Source organism: Pseudoalteromonas sp. Scap25 (genome assembly GCF_013394125.1).
Taxonomy (GTDB): Bacteria; Pseudomonadota; Gammaproteobacteria; order Enterobacterales; family Alteromonadaceae; genus Pseudoalteromonas.
In genome coordinates, this window is the sequence record NZ_CP041327.1 from 2,921,483 (window position 1) to 2,942,112 (window position 20,630).

At 41.4% G+C, this 20,630-nt stretch carries 17 protein-coding genes; 13 read left to right on the top strand and 4 right to left on the bottom strand.

What is annotated here, in order from left to right:
• The first annotated feature begins 84 nt into the window (after positions 1–84).
• The 12 genes from rpsU (at position 85) to FLM54_RS13550 (ending at position 14,679) form a co-directional block, all read left to right on the top strand.
• Positions 85–300, top strand: a complete 216-nt coding sequence (gene rpsU / locus FLM54_RS13495) for a 30S ribosomal protein S21 (protein WP_002957797.1) — start codon at positions 85–87, stop codon at positions 298–300.
• 19 nt (positions 301–319) lie between these two features.
• Positions 320–766 carry a GatB/YqeY domain-containing protein gene (locus FLM54_RS13500; RefSeq protein ID WP_178956635.1) on the top strand — a complete coding sequence of 149 codons (447 nt, stop codon included), beginning with the start codon at positions 320–322 and terminating at the stop codon, positions 764–766.
• Positions 767–926: 160 nt separating this feature from the next.
• On the top strand, positions 927–2,678 hold the full coding sequence (gene dnaG, locus FLM54_RS13505; protein ID WP_178956636.1) for a DNA primase: 1,752 nt from the start codon (positions 927–929) through the stop codon (positions 2,676–2,678).
• Between the two features lie 124 nt (positions 2,679–2,802).
• On the top strand, positions 2,803–4,644 hold the full coding sequence (gene rpoD / locus FLM54_RS13510; RefSeq protein WP_010391796.1) for an RNA polymerase sigma factor RpoD: 1,842 nt from the start codon (positions 2,803–2,805) through the stop codon (positions 4,642–4,644).
• A 71-nt stretch (positions 4,645–4,715) separates the two neighbouring features.
• A complete protein-coding gene (prmA, locus tag FLM54_RS13515) occupies positions 4,716–5,597 on the top strand; it encodes a 50S ribosomal protein L11 methyltransferase (protein WP_054202602.1) in 882 nt (293 codons plus the stop codon).
• A gap of 281 nt (positions 5,598–5,878) precedes the next feature.
• A complete protein-coding gene (gene dusB / locus FLM54_RS13520; RefSeq protein WP_010391792.1) occupies positions 5,879–6,850 on the top strand; it encodes a tRNA dihydrouridine synthase DusB in 972 nt (323 codons plus the stop codon).
• 19 nt (positions 6,851–6,869) lie between these two features.
• A complete protein-coding gene (fis, locus tag FLM54_RS13525) occupies positions 6,870–7,160 on the top strand; it encodes a DNA-binding transcriptional regulator Fis (protein WP_002957804.1) in 291 nt (96 codons plus the stop codon).
• 235 nt (positions 7,161–7,395) lie between these two features.
• Complete coding sequence (gene purH, locus FLM54_RS13530) at positions 7,396–8,982, top strand: bifunctional phosphoribosylaminoimidazolecarboxamide formyltransferase/IMP cyclohydrolase (protein WP_178956637.1); 1,587 nt, start codon at positions 7,396–7,398, stop codon at positions 8,980–8,982.
• A 109-nt stretch (positions 8,983–9,091) separates the two neighbouring features.
• Positions 9,092–9,910 carry a class I SAM-dependent methyltransferase gene (locus FLM54_RS13535; RefSeq protein ID WP_075169883.1) on the top strand — a complete coding sequence of 273 codons (819 nt, stop codon included), beginning with the start codon at positions 9,092–9,094 and terminating at the stop codon, positions 9,908–9,910.
• Between the two features lie 14 nt (positions 9,911–9,924).
• Positions 9,925–11,208 carry a phosphoribosylamine--glycine ligase gene (gene purD / locus FLM54_RS13540; RefSeq protein WP_178956638.1) on the top strand — a complete coding sequence of 428 codons (1,284 nt, stop codon included), beginning with the start codon at positions 9,925–9,927 and terminating at the stop codon, positions 11,206–11,208.
• Between the two features lie 93 nt (positions 11,209–11,301).
• Entirely contained in the window at positions 11,302–13,842 is a 2,541-nt protein-coding gene (locus FLM54_RS13545) for an EAL domain-containing protein (RefSeq protein ID WP_178956639.1), read from the top strand.
• A gap of 21 nt (positions 13,843–13,863) precedes the next feature.
• Entirely contained in the window at positions 13,864–14,679 is an 816-nt protein-coding gene (locus FLM54_RS13550) for a DUF2797 domain-containing protein (protein ID WP_138606552.1), read from the top strand.
• Here FLM54_RS13550 and FLM54_RS13555 read toward each other — a convergent pair.
• The gene (locus FLM54_RS13555; RefSeq protein ID WP_178956640.1) at positions 14,652–17,180 is read right to left on the bottom strand and encodes an EAL domain-containing protein; all 2,529 of its coding nucleotides are present in this window, start codon (positions 17,178–17,180) and stop codon (positions 14,652–14,654) included. The two genes, FLM54_RS13550 and FLM54_RS13555, sit on opposite strands and share 28 nt — an antisense overlap.
• A 76-nt stretch (positions 17,181–17,256) precedes the next feature.
• Here FLM54_RS13555 and FLM54_RS13560 point away from each other — a divergent pair, with 76 nt between their 5' ends.
• Positions 17,257–17,556 carry a DUF4144 family protein gene (locus FLM54_RS13560; protein ID WP_178956641.1) on the top strand — a complete coding sequence of 100 codons (300 nt, stop codon included), beginning with the start codon at positions 17,257–17,259 and terminating at the stop codon, positions 17,554–17,556.
• On the opposite strand, the gene FLM54_RS13565 is transcribed toward FLM54_RS13560, so the two are convergent.
• From FLM54_RS13565 to FLM54_RS13575, 3 genes are all read right to left on the bottom strand, one after another.
• Positions 17,536–18,459: a histone deacetylase family protein gene (locus tag FLM54_RS13565; protein WP_178956642.1), complete on the bottom strand. Its 924-nt coding sequence runs from the start codon at positions 18,457–18,459 to the stop codon at positions 17,536–17,538. The genes FLM54_RS13560 and FLM54_RS13565 overlap by 21 nt on opposite strands.
• A gap of 103 nt (positions 18,460–18,562) precedes the next feature.
• Complete coding sequence (locus tag FLM54_RS13570; RefSeq protein ID WP_178956643.1) at positions 18,563–20,104, bottom strand: serine hydrolase; 1,542 nt, start codon at positions 20,102–20,104, stop codon at positions 18,563–18,565.
• Positions 20,105–20,131: 27 nt separating this feature from the next.
• Positions 20,132–20,626 (bottom strand): gamma-glutamylcyclotransferase family protein, encoded by a 495-nt coding sequence (locus FLM54_RS13575; protein ID WP_075169889.1) that lies wholly within the window; start codon positions 20,624–20,626, stop codon positions 20,132–20,134.
• Positions 20,627–20,630: the final 4 nt, after the last annotated feature.

Genomic DNA, 20,630 nt, shown 5'->3' on the forward strand with positions numbered 1-20,630 from the left:
TACAATACCGCACCATTTTTGAACCACTTGATCAATGTTTGATCAACTTGAGCAACGCTCATAATTTAGGTAGGTGAATTTTTAATGCCAGTAATTAAAGTAAGAGAGAACGAACCGTTTGACGTAGCACTTCGTCGCTTCAAGCGTTCATGTGAAAAAGCAGGTATCCTTTCAGAAGTTCGTCGTCGCGAGCACTATGAAAAACCAACAGCTGAGCGTAAGCGTAAAAAAGCAGCTGCTGTTAAACGTCACATGAAAAAACTTTCTCGTGATAACGCTCGTCGCGTTAAATTATACTAATATATTAGGTCTTGTATAAATGAGCCTTTTAATAACGCTAAAAGATGCGCAAAAAGATGCGATGAGAGCTAAAGACAAACAACGTCTTAATCCTATTCGCATGGTACTTGCTGCAATCAAGCAACGTGAAATTGACGAGCAAATAACACTAGACGACGCAGATATTACCTCCGTTATAGTGAAGCTTGTTAAACAACGTCGCGACTCTTACACTCAGTACAAAGATGCTGGGCGTGATGATTTAGCTGAAATTGAAGCCAATGAGATTACAGCACTTGAAGCTTTTTTACCTCAACAATTGAGTGAAGAAGAAATCATTGCTCTCATTGACGCGGCTATTGCTGATACTAACGCAGCAGGTATGCAAGACATGGGTAAAGTAATGGGTATAATCAAAAGCAAAGCCGAAGGTCGTGCCGATATGGGCAAAATCTCAGGTTTAATTAAGCAACGATTAACTGCCTAATACTCCCACATACATTAAGTATGATTGAAGTAAACCGAGCCTTGAGCTCGGTTTCTTCGTTTAGAGCACTTCAAAAAAATATGCATTTGTGTTCCAATCTCTGCGTATTATAATTCGCTTTTAACACTTTTATATTTACCTTAGGGCTGTACTTTAAACAATGGCTGGAAAGATCCCACGCAACTTTATCGATGATTTATTGGCACGAACCGATATTGTCGACCTGATTGACTCAAAGGTAGGGTTGAAAAAAGCGGGCAAAGACTATCAAGCTTGCTGTCCTTTTCACAATGAAAAATCGCCTTCGTTTACTGTATCGCAAGATAAACAGTTTTATCATTGCTTTGGCTGTGGCGCTAACGGCAATGCTATTTCTTTTGTTATGGAATATGACAAACTTGAGTTTGTTGATGCAATTGAAGAGCTAGCCAGTTTACTTAACCTAGATGTTCCTCGCGAACAAGGAAGTAGTAATGGCCCAGAACGCACCGCAGCACAAAAACGTTCAGACTACGATTTAATGCTCCATGCAGCGCGTTTTTATCAACACCAGTTAAAACATCATAGTAATTCTGAAACAGTAATAGACTATGTAAAAGGTCGCGGCTTAAGCGGCGCAACAGTTAAAAAGTTTATGATGGGCTATGCGCCCAGCGAATGGGAAGGCCTCTGCCAACAGCTTGGACGTAATCAAGAACAAAAAGAGCAATTAGTTGAGCTGAAGCTCGCATCTGAAAAAACGCCAGGTAAGCAATTCGATTTTTTCCGTGATCGTTTAATGTTTCCTATTCGTGATAAACGCGGTCGCGTAATTGCTTTTGGTGGCCGTGTAATGCAAGCAGATCAGGGGCCAAAATATTTAAACTCTCCTGAAACACGAATATTCCACAAAGGCTTTGAACTTTATGGCCTTTATGAAGCAAAACAAGCACACAAAAAACTCGATCATATACTTATAGTCGAAGGTTATATGGACGTCGTTGCGCTGGCTGAACAAGGAATAGAATACGCAGTTGCCGCACTCGGCACAGCGACAACCAGCGAGCATATGCACACCTTATTTAGAACCACTGACAAAGTTATTTGTTGCTACGACGGTGACCGTGCAGGTAAAGATGCCGCGTGGCGTGCACTGGAAAATGCACTTCCTTACTTAAACGATGGCAAAGCACTGCATTTTGTATTTTTACCCGATGGTGAAGACCCTGATTCACTCGTTCAACAAGAAGGTAAAGAGGCTTTTGAGCAGCGCCTAGAAAACGCCGATGACTTCACTAAAGTGCTGTTTAATAAACTAAGTAAAGAGATTGATTTAACGCTCGATTCCGGTAAGGCTAAGTTACTCAGTGCAGCACTGCCATTAATTGAAAAAATCCCAAGTGAGTTCTATCAAGAAAATATCTTGGAGCAACTTGGCAGATTAATTGGTCGCACCCGTGAGCAACTCAATAATCACTTAAAAACACCAAAACAGCAGCAGGCAATTGAACGTAAATTTAAAATTACACCGATGCGCCAAGCGATAGGCATTTTAGTTCAGCACCCTAATTTGGCAAAAAGCGTGCCCTACTTGCCTGATTTAGCACAAATGAATATTGCAGGAATCGGCTTGTTATTACGCCTACAACATCAAGCGTTACAAAAAGATGGTATTACCACTGCACAAATTCTCGAATCATTTAGAGACACTGATGACTATGAGCCACTAACTAAGTTGGCTACATGGCAACATCAAATAAATGAAGAGCGTTTAGAGACTGTTTTTCAAAATACTTTTAAATTTATTGAAGATCAGTGTTTAAATTATCGACTAGAGACCCTATTAATAAAAGACAAGACACAGGGCTTAAATAGCGATGAACGACTAGAATGTCATTTGCTAATGACAGCGTTAAAAGCAACGAACAGCTAGTCAGATTTGATTTAGGCTGTTATACTGTGCTATTCACTGCGTCACATTATTCTGGTTAGCCTTTGAGCAAACTCCATGATGGCGCCTGTTGTATCAACTTATCAGAGTGGAAGAAACAATCTCTATGGATCCAACTCCTCAGTCACAATTAAAACTTCTGATTCAAAAAGGTAAAGAGCAAGGTTATTTAACTTTTGCAGAAGTTAATGATCACCTTCCACAAGATATTATCGACTCAGATCAAGTAGAAGATATCATTAGCATGATTAATGACATGGGTATCAAGGTTAGCGAAAACGCGCCTGATGCTGATGAATTAATGATGCAAGAAACCACGACAGACGAAGACGCAGCGGAAGCTGCCGCTGCAGCCCTTGCTACTGTAGAAAAAGAAATCGGCCGTACAACAGACCCTGTTCGCATGTATATGCGTGAAATGGGTACTGTTGAACTTCTTACCCGTGAAGGCGAAATTGTTATCGCTAAACGTATTGAAGAAGGCATTAACCAAGTACAGATTTCGGTTGCTGAATACCCAGAAGCGATCACTTACCTACTTGAACAGTGGGATAAATTTGAAGCAGAAGAGATGCGCCTTAGCGACATTATCTCTGGCTTTTTCGATCCTGATGCAGACGAAGCACCACCAATTGCTGCCACTAACATTGGTTCTGAATTAAGCGAAAAACAGCTTGATGACAGCGACGATGATGATGACAGCGATGATGAAGACGAAGAAGAAGTAGATACAGGTCCAGATCCTGAAGAAGCGCGCATCCATTTCGAAAACTTACGTGATTTATACACTAAAGCACGTGAAACATTCGATAAGAAAGGTCGCTCTCATCCAGAATCTCAAGCCGCTATTTTAGAAATTGGTGAGTTGTTCAGAACCTTTAAACTTGTGCCTAAACAATTTGACCGCATGGTTAATAACATGCGTGAAATGATGGACCGAGTTCGCGTTCAAGAACGTCTTATCATGAAGCATGCAGTACAAGTTTCAAAGCTTCCAAAGAAAACCTTTGTTAAGCACTTTGCAAACAACGAAACTGACACAGCATGGCTTGATATTGAAATTGCAGCTAACGAAAAGCATTCAGCTAAACTTGAAGAAGTGAAGCCTGAAATACTTCGCTGTATTAGCAAACTTTCTTCAATGGAAGAAAGCACTGGCTTAAGCATTGAACGTATTAAAGATATAAACCGTCGCATGAGTATTGGTGAAGCGAAAGCGCGCCGTGCTAAAAAAGAGATGGTAGAAGCGAACTTACGTCTGGTAATTTCAATCGCTAAAAAATACACCAACCGTGGCTTACAGTTCTTGGATTTAATTCAAGAAGGTAATATTGGTTTGATGAAAGCGGTTGATAAGTTTGAATACCGTCGTGGTTATAAGTTCTCTACTTATGCTACGTGGTGGATTCGCCAAGCAATTACTCGCTCTATTGCTGACCAAGCAAGAACGATCCGTATTCCAGTACATATGATTGAAACGATCAATAAATTGAACCGTATTTCACGTCAAATGTTACAAGAAATGGGTCGTGAGCCAAATCCAGAAGAATTAGCTGAACGCATGATGATGCCTGAGGATAAAATCCGTAAGGTACTTAAGATTGCAAAAGAGCCAATTTCAATGGAAACACCAATTGGTGATGATGAAGATTCGCACTTAGGCGACTTCATTGAAGATACTACTATTGATTCGCCTATCGATTCGGCAACAATGGAGTCTCTTCGTGGCGCAACTAACGATGTGCTCGCTGGCTTAACTGCCCGTGAAGCGAAAGTACTACGTATGCGTTTTGGTATTGATATGAATACCGACCACACGTTAGAAGAAGTAGGTAAGCAGTTTGATGTAACACGTGAGCGTATTCGTCAAATTGAAGCGAAGGCACTACGTAAATTACGTCACCCTTCTCGCTCTGATTTACTGAAAAGCTTTTTAGACGCTAAATAATCTAGCGTTACATTATGAGTTAACTCAAAAGGCCGCTGTAGCGGCCTTTTTTCTATTTCAAGGAAATAAACATGGCTTGGATCCAAATCCGTATCAATGCCAATGCTGCAACCGCAGATGCAGTTAGTGACTTATTAATGGAAGCTGGTAGTGCTTCTGTTACTTTTATTGATGCTAAAGACACCCCTATTTACGAACCCAAAATTGGCACAGTCGTTTTTTGGGCTGATACCACAGTAATTGGTCTGTTCGAAGCTAATCACGATATGAACGCCGTGGTTGCGTTATTAAAGCGCCATGATGAGCTCAAAGACAATTTAGTTTACAAAATCGAGCAACTCGAAGACAAAGATTGGGAACGTGAGTGGATGGATAACTTCCACCCTATTCAATTTGGCGAAAAACTATGGATTTGCCCTAGCTGGCGCGATATTCCAGATCCAGACGCAGTCAATGTGCTACTTGATCCAGGCCTTGCATTTGGTACTGGCACGCACGCCACTACCGCGCTGTGTTTAAAGTGGCTTGAAAGCCAAGACTTAAGCGGCAAAACGGTAGTCGATTTTGGTTGTGGTTCAGGCATATTAGGCATTGCAGCAATTAAACTAGGTGCAGAGCGCATGATAGGAATAGACATTGACCCGCAAGCGCTAGAAGCAAGCTTAGATAACGCTAACCGTAATGGCGTTGCTGACAAGCTTGAAGTTTATCTACCAGAAAACCAACCTGAATTTACAGCCGATATTGTTGTGGCAAATATTTTAGCGCAACCTCTGCGTGAGCTTCATAGTGTGATTTTAGGCTTATTAAAACCAGGCGGTAAAATTGCCATGTCGGGCATTTTAGAAGAGCAAGCAAAATCGGTTGCCGATATATATGCGCCCTTTATTGAACTTGATGAGATTGCCATTGAAGGCGACTGGACCCGAGTCAGTGGCATTAAAAAAGCATAATAGTGCGTTTTTAAAAGTTTAGAGTATTAACTCAAAAGTCGTTTCTAGAGCCTGTATTTAACAGGCTTTACTATTTTTTTACATAATAAAAAATAAAGATTTTTTATTATAAAAACAACGACCGTTCAAAATTCACACAAATAAACCGCTTCGTCATACGGTTATCAAATGTCAATACGAAAAGAGCAAAAAAAAGTCACTTTTGTTCAATTTATAGCCTTTGATTTTTGCGCAAAAAGCCGTAAACTTAGCGCCCCTTGAAAAGAGGCCTATTGAATATCGTGCGTATCGGTTCATACCAACTTGAGAATAATGTCATTGTCGCGCCTATGGCGGGCATAACAGACAGACCATTTAGACAGTTATGTCGTCGTTTAGGCGCTGGCCTTGCTGTGTCTGAAATGCTGTCGTCTAATCCGAAGGTTTGGAAAACCGAAAAGTCGATGAACCGAATGGATCATTCTGGTGAGTCGGGTATACGTGCGGTGCAAATTGCAGGAGCAGACCCTGAGCTTATGGCACAGGCCGCACAATTCAATGTTGCAAACGGTGCACAGATCATAGATATCAATATGGGGTGCCCAGCAAAAAAAGTGAACAAGAAACTTGCAGGCTCAGCCTTATTACAGTTTCCAGAACTCGTGGAAGAGATTATTGATGCCGTCGTTAATGCGGTTGATATACCTGTAACACTTAAAATCCGTACTGGATGGGATCAGGACAACCGTAATGGTGTAGAGATTGCAAGAATAGCTGAACGTTATGGCATTGCATCACTGGCTGTACATGGGCGCACGCGCGCATGTATGTACAAAGGTGATGCTGAGTACGCCACAATTAGGGATATAAAACGTTCAGTGTCGATACCTGTGGTTGCTAATGGTGATATTACATCACCTGAAAAAGCAAAGCAGGTTTTGGACTATACGGGTGCAGATGCCATCATGATTGGTCGAGCCGCCCAAGGTCGCCCTTGGATATTTAGGGAGATAGACCACTATTTGCGAACTGGTGAACATATGCAGCCACCTGCTATTGCAGAGGTGCGCAGTATTTTAATGGAGCATTTAACCAACCTCCATATGTTTTACGGTGAGCCAATGGGAGCACGAATCGCTCGCAAACATGTATCTTGGTATTTGCAAACCCATGACAGTGACGGTCAGTTTAGGCGAGTATTTAATGCGCTCGACAATTCCGAGGAACAGGTCGTCGCATTAGAGCAATACTTTAAAACACTAGCAGCTAACTAAGAAAGAAAGAGACTTTATAATGTTCGAACAAAACGTGACTTCTCCATTTATCACAAACCCTCATGTTCAGTCACACGAGAAACCGCAGCCATTGCGTGATGCAGTAAAAAAAGCTGTTCACCACTACTTAAAACAGCTTAACGGTCAAGATGTGCAAGACGTTTACGACCTTGTTCTTTCTGAGCTAGAAGCGCCATTGCTTGAAGAAGTAATGACTTACACACGTGGTAACCAAACTCGTGCGGCAATTCTACTAGGTATCAACCGTGGTACTTTACGTAAAAAGCTTAAAAAATACGGTATGAACTAATACCTAAGGTATTGATGCCGTAATTGCTTTACCGCGCTTGCTGATTCAATACACTGAGTGTTTTATAAAACACTCTTAAAAAAGCACCTTAGGGTGCTTTTTTTATATGCAACATTTATTAACGAAATTGCAAAATGCTCACGCTTTATGGGTCGTTATAAGTCGTTTTTTGAGTCGTAATCAGTTAAAATACGCGCTTCTAAGCTAGCTCATTAACTGAGGAAATCAAACTACAATGGATACACATCGTCCTATACGTCGCGCACTTTTGAGTGTGTCAGACAAAACCGGTATTGTTGAATTTGCCCGTGCACTAGAAGCACAAGGTGTTGAAATACTTTCAACTGGCGGCACTTGTAAACTACTTGCTGATAATGCGATTAAAGTTACCGAAGTATCAGATCACACCGGTCACCCTGAGATCATGGATGGTCGCGTAAAAACCCTTCACCCAAAAATTCATGGCGGTATCCTTGCTCGTCGTGGCCAAGATGAAGACGTAATGGCAGATAACAACATTGCTGCTATCGACATCGTTGTAGTTAACTTATACCCCTTTGCGAACACTGTCGCTCAAGAAAACTGCAGCCTTGAAGATGCTATTGAAAACATCGATATTGGTGGCCCAACCATGGTGCGTGCAGCAGCTAAAAATCACAAAGATGTGACGATTGTTGTTAACGCAAGCGACTACGACCGTGTTATCAGCGAAATGCAAAATAATAACGCCTCAACCACCTACAAAACCCGCTTTGATTTAGCTATTGCCGCCTATGAGCACACAGCGCAATACGATGGTATGATTGCTAACTACTTCGGTAAAATGGTTCCTGATTACACAGAAGAAGCCGCTGAAGATACTAAGTTCCCACGTACTATTAATATGCAATTCACTAAAAAGCAAGATATGCGTTACGGTGAAAATTCGCATCAAGATGCCGCGTTTTATGTTGAAAACGACATCACTGAAGCGTCTGTGGCGACAGCGACTCAGCTACAAGGTAAAGCATTATCGTTTAACAATATTGCCGATACCGATGCCGCACTTGAGTGTGTTAAAGAATTTGATGTACCTGCGTGTGTTATTGTAAAACATGCTAATCCATGTGGTGTTTCAATTGGCGACAATATCTTAGAAGCGTACGATCGCGCTTTTAAAACAGATCCAACGTCAGCGTTTGGCGGCATCATTGCTTTTAACCAAGAGCTTGATGCCAACACCGCACAAGCGATTGTTGAACGTCAATTTGTTGAAGTTATTATCGCACCAAGCGTGAGTGCAGAAGCCGCTCAAATAGTATCAGCTAAACAAAACGTGCGTTTATTAGAGTGTGGTGAGTTCTCTGCTAAAGGCACAGGCCATGACATTAAACGCGTTAATGGCGGCGTTCTAATTCAAGACCGTGATTTAGGTATGGTAACGCAAGGCGACTTAACGGTTGTCTCTAAGCGCCAGCCTTCTGAGCAAGAACTTAAAGACTTACTGTTCTGCTGGAAAGTGGCTAAATTTGTTAAATCAAACGCCATTGTTTATGCCCGCGACGGTATGACTATTGGTGTTGGTGCAGGCCAAATGAGCCGCGTTTACTCAGCTAAAATTGCCGGTATTAAAGCCGCTGATGAAAACCTTGAAGTTAAAGGCTCAGTTATGGCATCAGATGCATTTTTCCCATTCCGTGATGGCATTGATGCTGCAGCCGCAGCAGGTATTACCGCGGTTATTCAACCGGGTGGTTCAATGCGCGATGAAGAAGTAATTGCCGCAGCTGATGAAGCTGGTATGGCAATGGTGTTTACGGGTATGCGCCATTTCCGCCATTAATCGCTTAAAGAGCTAACTGCTTCAGTTAGCTCTTTTTGTTTGCATCAAATTCACGTATTCTGCTTATTCTATAACCATGACTAACAATTATAATGTGAAGGATTAGACGATGAAATTTGCACTAAAATCTCTACTGGTTGCCACGCTGTCATTAAGTTCAACAATGGCATTAGCACACAACCATGGCCACGACTCAGCATTAACAAATGCAGTTAAAGCAAGCGAGCGCAGCAGTGAACGCGACCAATACCGCAATCCTGTAGAAACCCTCGAGTTTTTTGGCTTTAAACCAACAATGACTGTTGTAGAAATTGCGCCTGGCGGTGGTTGGTATAGTGAAATTTTAGCGCCAGCATTAAAAGAGCAAGGCACCTATTATGCCGCGCATTTTCCTGCTGATTCATCGGTAGGTTACTACCAACGTTCTCTTGCTGGCTTTAAAGCTAAAATCGCTGAAGATGCCCGCTTTAGTGACGTTAAACTTACTGAGTTTGCTCCTTCTACTCATTTAGATATTGCCCCTGCAAGTAGCGCCGATATGGTACTTACTTTTCGTAATGTCCATAACTGGTTCATGAGTAAAGACAAAGACGCAGCAAGCAATGCATTTAAGTCTTTTTATACAGCACTTAAGCCTGGCGGCACTTTAGGCGTAGTTGAACATCGCCTACCCGAAGAGCAAGCCGATGAAATGCAAAAGTCATCAGGTTATATGAAGCAGAGTGTGGTTATTGCACTTGCTGAACAAGCAGGTTTTGAACTTGAAGCAAAAAGCGATATTAATGCAAACCCTCTTGATACAGCCGATCACCCTAAAGGGGTATGGACCCTTCCACCGAGCCTTAGACTTGGCGAGCAAGATGCCGCTAAATATAAAGCCATAGGTGAAAGCGACCGTATGACGCTGAAATTTAAAAAACCGCTTTAAATAGGATATTCGCCATGAATGTATTAGTCATTGGCAGCGGCGGCCGCGAACACGCACTTGCGTTTAAGGCCGCTCAAAATACAAAAGTAAACACTGTTTATGTTGCTCCAGGTAATGCGGGCACAGCCCTTGAGCCAAAACTTGAGAACGTAGCAATTAACGTTGAAGATCTTGATGGGCTACTTAGCTTTGCACAACAAAATAATGTTGAGCTAACCATTGTTGGTCCAGAAGTGCCGCTAGTATTAGGTGTTGTTGATAAGTTTCGTGAACACGGCTTAGCTATTTTTGGTCCAACCGCCGGTGCAGCCCAGCTTGAAGGGTCTAAATCGTTCACTAAAGACTTTTTAGCACGTCATGCTATCCCAACTGCTGATTACCAAACGTTTGAACAAATCGACCCTGCGCTTGCCTATTTAAAAGAGAAAGGCGCACCGATTGTTATAAAAGCTGATGGTTTAGCGGCCGGTAAAGGCGTGATTGTAGCCATGAACGAGCACGAGGCTGAAGAAGCCATTCGCGATATGCTTGCGGGTAATGCCTTTGGTGAAGCTGGCAGCCGCGTTGTCATCGAAGAGTTTTTAGAAGGTGAAGAAGCGTCGTTTATCGTAATGGTTGATGGTGAAAACGTACTGCCATTTGCAACTAGCCAAGATCATAAACGTGCTTACAATGGCGATGCTGGCCCAAATACTGGCGGTATGGGCGCTTATTCTCCGGCACCGGTAGTGACTGATGAAATTCATCAACGCATTATGAATGAAGTGATTTACCCTACGGTAGAAGGTATGGCTAGCGAAGGCCACCCGTACACTGGCTTTTTATATGCAGGCTTAATGATAGATGACACCGGCACACCAAAAGTAATTGAATATAACTGTCGTTTTGGCGACCCTGAAACACAACCTATGATGCTACGTTTGCAATCAGATTTAGTTGAGCTGATTGAAGCTGCTAACCGTGTAGAGCTTGATAAAACTACCATTGAGTTTGATTCACGCGCTGCTGTAGGTGTTGTTTTAGCTGCCAAAGGCTACCCAGATAGCTACCCGAAAGGCGATGCGATTAGTGGCCTGAAAGTAACTTACCCTGAAGGCGAAAAAGTTTTTCACGCAGGGACTAAGCAAGATGGCGATAACGTAGTAACTGCCGGTGGTAGAGTATTATGTGCAACGGCACTAGGTAATACCGTTACCGAAGCGCAACAACGTGCCTATAAACTGGTTGATGAAATCAGCTGGGACGGCATGGAATACCGTACAGATATAGCCTATCGTGCAATTGCTCGTGAAAAATAATTATTGAGTTTTACTCATTAAACTTTATAAGCGCAGATTATCTGCGCTTTTTACTGCTACACTATAAAAAAACAATCAGGGCACAGGTTAATATTGGAATTTAAAACCTTGCGCTATCATGCGATAGCGGTCGTAATACTAATTTTTATCTTTTTTATTATCAGCACATTGGCAACAAACTTTGTGATGCCATCTCGCTATACCATAGATAAAATAACTCCTGTTTACCTCGATCATGCATATTACATAGACAAGAGTAAAACACAAAACTTCGCAGAAGTAATGAGTAATAAAGCGCAATTTACAGAGCAAGAATTTAACGATATTCCTTGGAGTTTTCAACAGCAAAATTATTGGTTACGCCTTGATTTAGAAAACAAAAGCAGCAAAGAAGAAGATGTGGTGGCGCACTTTGATAATCCTATGGTGGATCACCTCACTATATATAGGCTCAATAGTAATAACCAGCTACTCGAAACTTATAAGCTTGGTGATAAAGAGCCGCGCCTTACTTTATTTAAGTACAGCGTTCCCCATATCCGTTTTAAGCTTGATGGCCAATCTAAACAACAATTAGTCATAAAAATAGATACCGTGGGGATTAGTAAAACCCCAATTCACTTATATCGCCATACTGTATTTGTTGACTTAGTGCGCTCTCAAACAGGCATTTGGGGTATTTTTGCTGGCGTACTACTAATGGCTTCGCTGTACAACTTATTGCTCTATTTTGGTATTAAAGAGCGTGTTTACTTGGTTTATATTGGCTACATTATTAGCGCTATTGCATTAATGGGAACCGTGCTCGGATTTGGTTTTTACTTATGGCCGCTTGAATGGCAATTATTTATTCACGAAAAAGTCATTGTGGTCAACTACACCATGGCGATTTTTACCCTCGCCTTTTGTACACTATTTTTGCGTTATCACAAAGACGGCTGCTGGCGTTATAAACTAAGCATCGGCTTATTAAGGCTGATGCTAGTTCTCGGTATATTGAGCTTTTTCATTCCCGAAAACATAGCTGCGCCGATATTTTTTGTAATTCTAGGATCGCAATATATTGTCTGCTTCATTTTAATTTATAACAAATTAAGAAGTGGTTTTCGTTGGGCTAAGTTTTACGTATTTTCGTGGGTACCACTGATCATTGGCGCAGCTATCCAACCTCTAGAGCTCACAGGTGTTATTTCCTATAGTTTTTCAATACGCCATGCATTTTTAGTTGCCATTTTGTGTGAAATTGTCCTAATGGCAATGGCACTTGCTGATCGGATTCGTTACCAGCGTGAGCAAGTTCTTTATCATGCAACACATACCCAACAAACCAAGCTACTCAATAGCGCCAAGCTAAAATATGCCTTTATGGCACTCAAGGCGCAGCAGCGCTCTACCACTTTATGTTTGGTGAAAATACGTCATTTTAACTCGCTAAATACCATTATTACCTCTTCGCAAGGATATGAGCTAATTAAGCATGTTGCTCACGAGCTTGAATGCAAATTAAGCTTTGAACGAGAGTTTTTTCATCTCAACAATGGTATTAATCAGCCAGCTAAAATTGCTGATTTGGGCAGTGGCGTATTTGCCTGCATTTCTACTAAAAAACAGAGTCAGCACACGTTCGAAGAATTACTCAAACAGATCTTAAATAAGTTACCAAAAACATATCAAATTAAAGGTCTAGACTTACAACTTAATTACAGTGTTGGCATTAGTGGTTACGGTAAACGTGATGATTTTGAGTTTTGGTTAAAACGAGGCTATTTAGCATTACACGACGCTAAACATAACCTAAGCAAAGTAAGCTCATCACTTGCGCATGACAACTTTACCATGGACGTTGCTCTTGCAGCCAAGCTACAGCAAGCGATAAGAGAGGATCAACTTGCACTTTATTATCAACCACAAGTGAGCTTAGAGGAGTGCAGTATACACGGCGCGGAAGCCCTACTACGCTGGCCAGATGCTGACTTTAAAAATATTTCGATAGAAAAGCTAATTATACTCGCCGAACACACTGGTATTATTAATGAATTAACAATTTGGGTTATTGAACAAGCCTGTAAAGACATTGCAAAGCTGGCATCCGATGACATAAGCAATCATAGTATTAGTATTAATTTAAGTGCAAAAAATCTAGCCATTACTAATTTGACTGAAAAAGTAGAGAATATTTTAATTAAATATCAAGTTGCCCCTCACTTATTAAAGTTTGAACTGACTGAATCTGCTTTTGTCGAAAACCAAGATGCATTAGTCACCTTGGTTGAGGAGCTTGCCACCTTGGGCGTTAAAGTGGTACTCGACGACTTTGGCACTGGTTATTCATCGCTTAGCTACTTGGTTAACTATCACTTTAGCGAACTTAAAGTAGATAAGTCATTCGTGTTTGATTTAACTGATAACCGTGCGCATCAGGTTATTGTGCAAACAGCCATAGATATGGCACATAATCTGGGCCTAACTATCACGATTGAGGGCGTAGAGACTCAAGAGGTTCATCAGCTACTTACAGCTATGAACGCCGACCGTACTCAAGGCTACCTGTATGCCAAAGCACTCTCTTATGATAATTATTTAGACTTCTTAAAAAGCCAATACAGCCTAAAAATGTTAAACTCCCCTTTTTAACATCTTTGGGGCCAAGAAAAGATGCAAGGTACACTGCGTAAATTAAAGTCGAGCTTAACAGAGCCAGTTCAATATCATCTACCTGTAGGTGAGCAGCTGGTTGATTTAAATGCCTTAATTGGCAAACAGCTGACCCTTACTTTTAGTGGCACAATTTTGTGCTCTAACTGTGGTAAAAAAACCAAAAAGAGCTACTCTCAGGGGCATTGCTTTGTATGTATGCGCAAACTTGCCAGTTGCGATATGTGTATCATGAAACCGGAAACCTGCCATTACGACCAAGGCACCTGCCGCGAGCCAGAGTGGGGCGAAGAAAATTGCATGATCCCGCATTATGTTTACCTAGCAAATACCTCAGGATTAAAAGTAGGTATTACTCGCCATACACAAATTCCTACCCGTTGGATTGACCAAGGGGCAACCCAAGCTTTACCTATTTTTAAAGTGCAGACTCGTTTGCAATCGGGCTTAGTTGAAGTAGCGCTGGCACAGTTTATTGCTGATAAAACTAATTGGCGTAATATGCTTAAAGGGCAAAACGACACGCTTGATTTAAAAGCCGCGGCCGCTGAACTTATTCCACAAATAAGCGAAAAGCTTACAGAGCTGAGTGAGCTGTTTGGCGCAACCGCCATTGAACAACTTGATGAAGACGTAGTAAACCTTGATTTTCCAGTTAGTGAATACCCAACTAAAATTAGCTCATTTAACTTTGATAAAAACCCTGTTGTTAGCGGTATTTTACAAGGTATAAAAGGTCAGTACTTAATTTTTGATACCGGTGTGATTAATATTCGAAAATTCACCTCTTATGAAGTGAGCGTAGACTCAGAATAACCTTTTGCTGCTTGGTTATAAAATGCTATCCATTGCTGTCGTGTTAATGGATAGCAATAATGGTAACCCTGAATAATATTGCAGCCTATTGTTGCTAAGTGTGTCTCTTGCGAGGCATGCTCAACTCCCTCAGCAACCACATCTAACCCTAAACTTGTCGCCATGGCTATAATAGCCGCTACAATTTGGCTATTGCCGTATTCATCAGGAATTTTAGCAATAAAACTGGCATCAATTTTTAACGTGTTAAAGGGCAGTTTGGTTAAATAGCTTAATGCCGAATACCCCGTGCCAAAATCATCAAGCGCAATATGTACACCTAACATTTTAAGCTGTTGTAACTGTTCTTTTGCCTGTGAAAAAGAACCTATAAAGCTACTTTCAGTCAGCTCTATTTCAAGTAAACTCCCAGGTAATTGATAGCGAGTAAGCATGGCCTTAATGTTATCAGCTAGCTTACCTTGGCTTAGGTGGCAAGCAGATACATTAATCGCTAAACGTCCGGGATTCATTCCTTGTGCTTGCCAAAGAGTTAACTCCTTACCGGCTTGGTTAATAACCCATAAATCGAGACGAACAACTAAACCTAACTCTTCAGCAAGCGGGATAAACTGAGCTGGCGAAATAGTGCCTAAATCAGGGTCTTGCCAACGCAGTAGTGCTTCAGCCCCCATAATCGCCCCTGTTTTTAAACACTGTTTAGGCTGAAAATAAAGCTCAAACTCATCATTTTCAAGCGCATGTTGAAAGCGGCTCATCATCGCTAAGCGCTCAAGGGAGCGGGCATTCATTGAGGGTTGAAACAACTGAAACGAATTACGCCCCACATCTTTTGAGCGATACATGGCAATATCAGCATGCTTTAATAATGTTTCACTGTCTAAGCCATCATCTGGATAAACCGCTGCACCTATAGAGGCGGTAACACCCACTTCAAATCCTTCCAATTTAAAGGGGGTATTTAAGTGATTTAAAATACCCTCTGCAAGTCTGATAACAGCTGCTACGCTTTCAACCTCACACAAAACAATAAACTCATCTCCCCCTAATCGTGCCAGTGTATCCCCCTCATTAAGGGTGTTAATAATGCGCTCAGAGACTAATTTTAATAAGGTATCACCGGCGTTATGGCCCAAGCTGTCATTTACCTCTTTAAAACGGTCAAGGTCAATAAACATTACCGCTAGCATTTGTTTATCTCTGTGAGCAGAGGCCAGTGCCATAGAGAGCCTATCGTTAAATAAGCGCCGATTAGGTAAACCGGTTAGTTCATCAAAATATGCTAGCTGCACTACTTTTTCTTCTGCACTCTTTCGCTCTGTTATGTCACTAAAAATAGCAGCGTATATAACATCACTATGACTTGGCTCTTTTATTTCTATAATACTGAGCCACTCAATATAAATATCGCCAGATTTTTTACGATTATGAATTTCCCCCTGCCATACCCCAGTTTTAGTCAGTGAGTCCCACATTTTTATGTAAAAGTTTTTATCATGACGCCCTGAGCTCAACATATTAGGCCGCTTACCTATCACCTCATATTCTTTGTAACCGGTTAAATGAGTAAATGCAGGGTTTACTTGCATAATCACTCCATTCGAGTCGGTGATCATGATGCCATCTAGGGAGGAGTCGATAATTTTATTGGCTAAGAATAAATTACGCTGTGAGTGCTGCAGTGCAATATCTCGCTGCTGAAGTACCTTTTCAAGCTCGCAGCAATACGCAGTTTCAATTTCATTAATTAGGTTTTCAAGCGATAATACACCGTTTATTTGATTATTTTCGCTTACTACTAAATGCCGAATATTACTTTCCGACATCAACCTGTAAGCATCAAAAAGGCTGTCTTGAGGGCTTATTTTATACAAAGGACGGCTCGCTAAATCCCAACAAACAAGATGGTTATGCTGCTCGGTGATGAGCTTTAGTAAATCACGTTGGGTAATAATGCCATGGGCATTTTCATCTTCATTAAAGACTAAAATCACTTTTTCAGCGTATTCGCGCATTAAGTTAACCGCGTCATTAATTGCTAATGAGCTGGGGACTACCCTAATATTTTTATTATATTGCTCGTTTATCGGTCTAAATTGCAGGTAATGCTCTAATCCTTGATTACTCACAATATCAGTAATACTAATCACCCCGCTTGGGTTATCATTCGCATCTGTTACCAGTAAGTGTCTTACGCCATGCTTATTAAACACCATGGCGGTATCGGTTAATAATTGCTGCCTGGGTACACTCAATACCGGACTCGACATTACCTTTTCAATCATTACTTGTCTAAGAGTCTGATCAGAAAAGTTAAGCGTTAAGCAATCAGTTTCAGTCCACACCCCCACTATTTGCTGCTGATGTTTAACAAAAATAGCGCTAACATTGTGCGCACGCATTAGTTTCACCGCTTCAATTAAAGGGGTATCCTTAGTACAGGCGATCACCTTATTGGTAAAAACATCGCATACTTTTTGATAGCGGCTAGTGTGGGGCATTGCTTTTACTTCCAAAATTAAACCAATGCACGATTATAAATTATTCAGTAAATAACAATTTGATTTAGGACAATATATGAGCATCAGTTACCCATTAATTATTATTTATAATAATGAGATTGAGCTATTAGAGCATGCCGATGAGTTACATGATTTTATTTATACTATGGACCAGCATGAGCAGCAAAACGTGGTTATTTTAGATAAAGTAAGTGGCTATCAAGGTTTAAATGGCGATGCGCATAATGCACTCAGTGCAATACAATTAGCGCAATTGGTAAAGGAATATTTAGCAAAAGAAGGGCAATGTTGCCTCAGTAAAATAGAGCAGCTTACTCCTGAACAGGCATTTAGGTTACTCGCCGAAATCAACTAAGGCTTTAACGTGTGCAATCGCGCTGCGCCCGAGGGCAGACAGTGAGTATCCCCCCTCTAGGTAAGAGATAATTCCTAAGCAATCATGTTGTTGGCTAAATTGCGCTAATTGCTCAGTGAGCCATATATAATCACTTTCAACAAACTTTAAACTGGCCATATCATCTTCAAGGTGCGCGTCAAATCCAGCGCTTATAAAAAGTAGCTCAGGCTTAAATTCTGTTAATCTTGGTAGCCATTGTTGCTCATAAAGTACCTTTAAATCAGTACCATCACTAGCAATAGGCAAAGGTGAATTTACCAACGTGGCGTTATTTTTAATGGCAGTATTTGGATAAAATGGATATTGAAATAACGAGCACAGCAACACATTTTCATCATCCATAAAAATATCTTGGGTGCCATTGCCATGGTGTACATCAAAATCGATAATGGCAATACGTTTAACCCCTTTGCTTTGTGCATATTTAACCGCAATCGCAAGGTTGTTAAACACACAAAAGCCTGAGGAGCTGTCGCGATTAGCGTGATGCCCTGGCGGGCGTACTGAGCAAAACGCGGCATCCAACTTACCCTCTAAAATCTCATCGACAGCGAGTAACCCTGCCCCTACGGCGCGTTCAATTGCTTTCAATGAATCAGGGCACAACCAAGTATCACCGTCCAAATCGCTAAGCCCTTCGGTTGGGATCATACTTTCTACATGATTAATGTGTTGTTCACTATGCGCCAATAAATAGTGCTGACGTGAGGCCTTAGGCGATTGTTTTTGCTCAATAGCGACATCCAGTCCACTTGCAAGTAAACGGTCGTTTATCGCATCCAAACGCTCAGGGCACTCTGGATGATCGTCAATCATTTTATGTTTACGACAGTGGGGGTGAGAAATAATCGCAGTGCGCATAGCTAACTCCAAAGATAAGTTGCTTGACGAGTATAACAAAGCCACCTTAGGGTGGCTTTGCGACTTTGGTTGATACTAAACGACTATTTAACCAAAATAGTGGCTATTTAGCTTTTAAGTCGAGATTTCTAAAATCAAAGCTAAAATCGGTGACCTGCGTTGAAACCGCCTTCATTTTCGCTGATTCTACGCGATTATCTGCACTCACAGAAAAACGAATAAAGGCATCTGCCTCTAATAACTTTTCGTCCCACTTAACAATAAAGGTATTACCTGTGTAATGCTCCAATTCACCTTTGAGGCGCTTTGTATGGGTAAAATCAATGCGTAATTTGCCATCTAACTCTTCAACTATTACATCGCCATACCAATCATCATGCAAAGTACCGGTGTAATTAATGGTTGGCAATGCCGGCTGGATATCTGCTGGCACTGATGGAGCCGCGTTAGCATAGGCTTTTTCTTTACCTGCAAAATGCTTTTTAGCTAAATCTTCAACCCAGTCTTTATCTTCAAGCTCTAGTACATCTTCAAGTACTTCATGAGTCACCGCCGATAATGCAGAAAACGCTTGTTGGTTGCTTAATATCACAATTCCCACATTTTTCTCTGGCAAAAGAGTAACCTGCGAGACCATACCTAAAATGCCACCACCATGTGCCAGCTTCTTAACGCCGTGGTAATCCTCTATACTCCAGCCTAATCCATAACCTCTAAACTGCTGATGATACGCTTCATAGGCACTTTTAGATGCCAGTGAGGTAATATGTGGGTGCCACATTTGTGCTTGCTGCTTTTCACTAAATAGCTGTTCGCCATTAGGCATTTTGCCACCAGCAAGTTGAGTACGAAGCCATTGGCTCATATCATTTACGCTTGATGCAATGGCGCCTGCCCCTCTAAAATCTTCAAGGTAATTAACAAAAAAAGGATGTAATTTACCGTCCATTGGGATGTGCCCAATTGCCCAGTTTTTGTTATTTTTAGCGATACGCGAAAAGCCAGCCCGTGAGTTGCTCATATTGAGCGGCTGTAAAATATTTTTTTCAATGTAGTCGTTCCAGCTCATCCCCGATATACGGGCAACAACTTCACCAGCGGTAACAAACATTAGATTGTTGTACGCATATTGGCTACGAAAACTGCTGGCAGGTTTTAAATATTTCAGCCCCGATAAAATATCGGCTACCGATTTATCAGTACTTGGCCAAATCATTAAATCGCCTTGACCAAGCCCTAACCCACTGCGGTGGCTTAGCAAATCGCGAATTCGCATTTCACGGGTAACGTATGGGTCATACAATCTAAATTCGGGTAGGTGATCAATTACGCGATCATCCCAGCTTAATTTGCCTTCATCCACCAGCTTAGCCAGTGCTGCACTGGTAAATGCCTTGGTATTTGAAGCAATGCCAAATAAAGTGTCTTTATTCACCTTGCTATTTGTATTGAGGTTGGCAACACCAAAGCCTTTAGCGAATACAACTTTGTCATTTTCAACAATAGCAACGGCCATTCCGGGTACATCAAACCGTGTCATTGAAGCGTTGATCACCTCTGAAATTTTATCGGTATCAACCGCTGCAGAGCTCGTGAACGCCCAGCCAACCAATAATGCGGCTGTGGCTAATTTTGTTAGTTTCATAGTGTTACCTTAGGTTATTATTTTTGTTTAATCTTGATGAACCGCAAATTCTATTTCGGCGCGCGCTTTATTCGTATCTTGCTTACTCGGGTAAGCTAAAATGCGTTGACTGTAGTGTTCGGGTACGCCAGCCTCAAGTGCGCCTCGGTATACATGCTGCACGTACCAATCATAAGGTAGCAGTGTGTCGTCATGTGTGTTTGCTATATAGCAGTGCACATTAATATCATCGTCATCTAAAAGGCTCACGGTTAAATCAACACAGTCGTAATTAGGGCCTTCAATTTTATCTAAGATCTCTTTTTCGGCCTCATTAAGCTGATACACCACCCCATATACAACTGCATCGGGTTCGTTGGTGGGCACAATAGTGCATTTACCTGAACCATCAGCAAAGGCCATATTAAAAGTTAACTTATAGCCTTTTAAAAGCGCCGTACCCACACGTTTTGCGTTAGGTAAACGTGCCAATAAACGATTAGATGACATATTGGAGCCAAACGAAAAATTATATAACGCCATACTA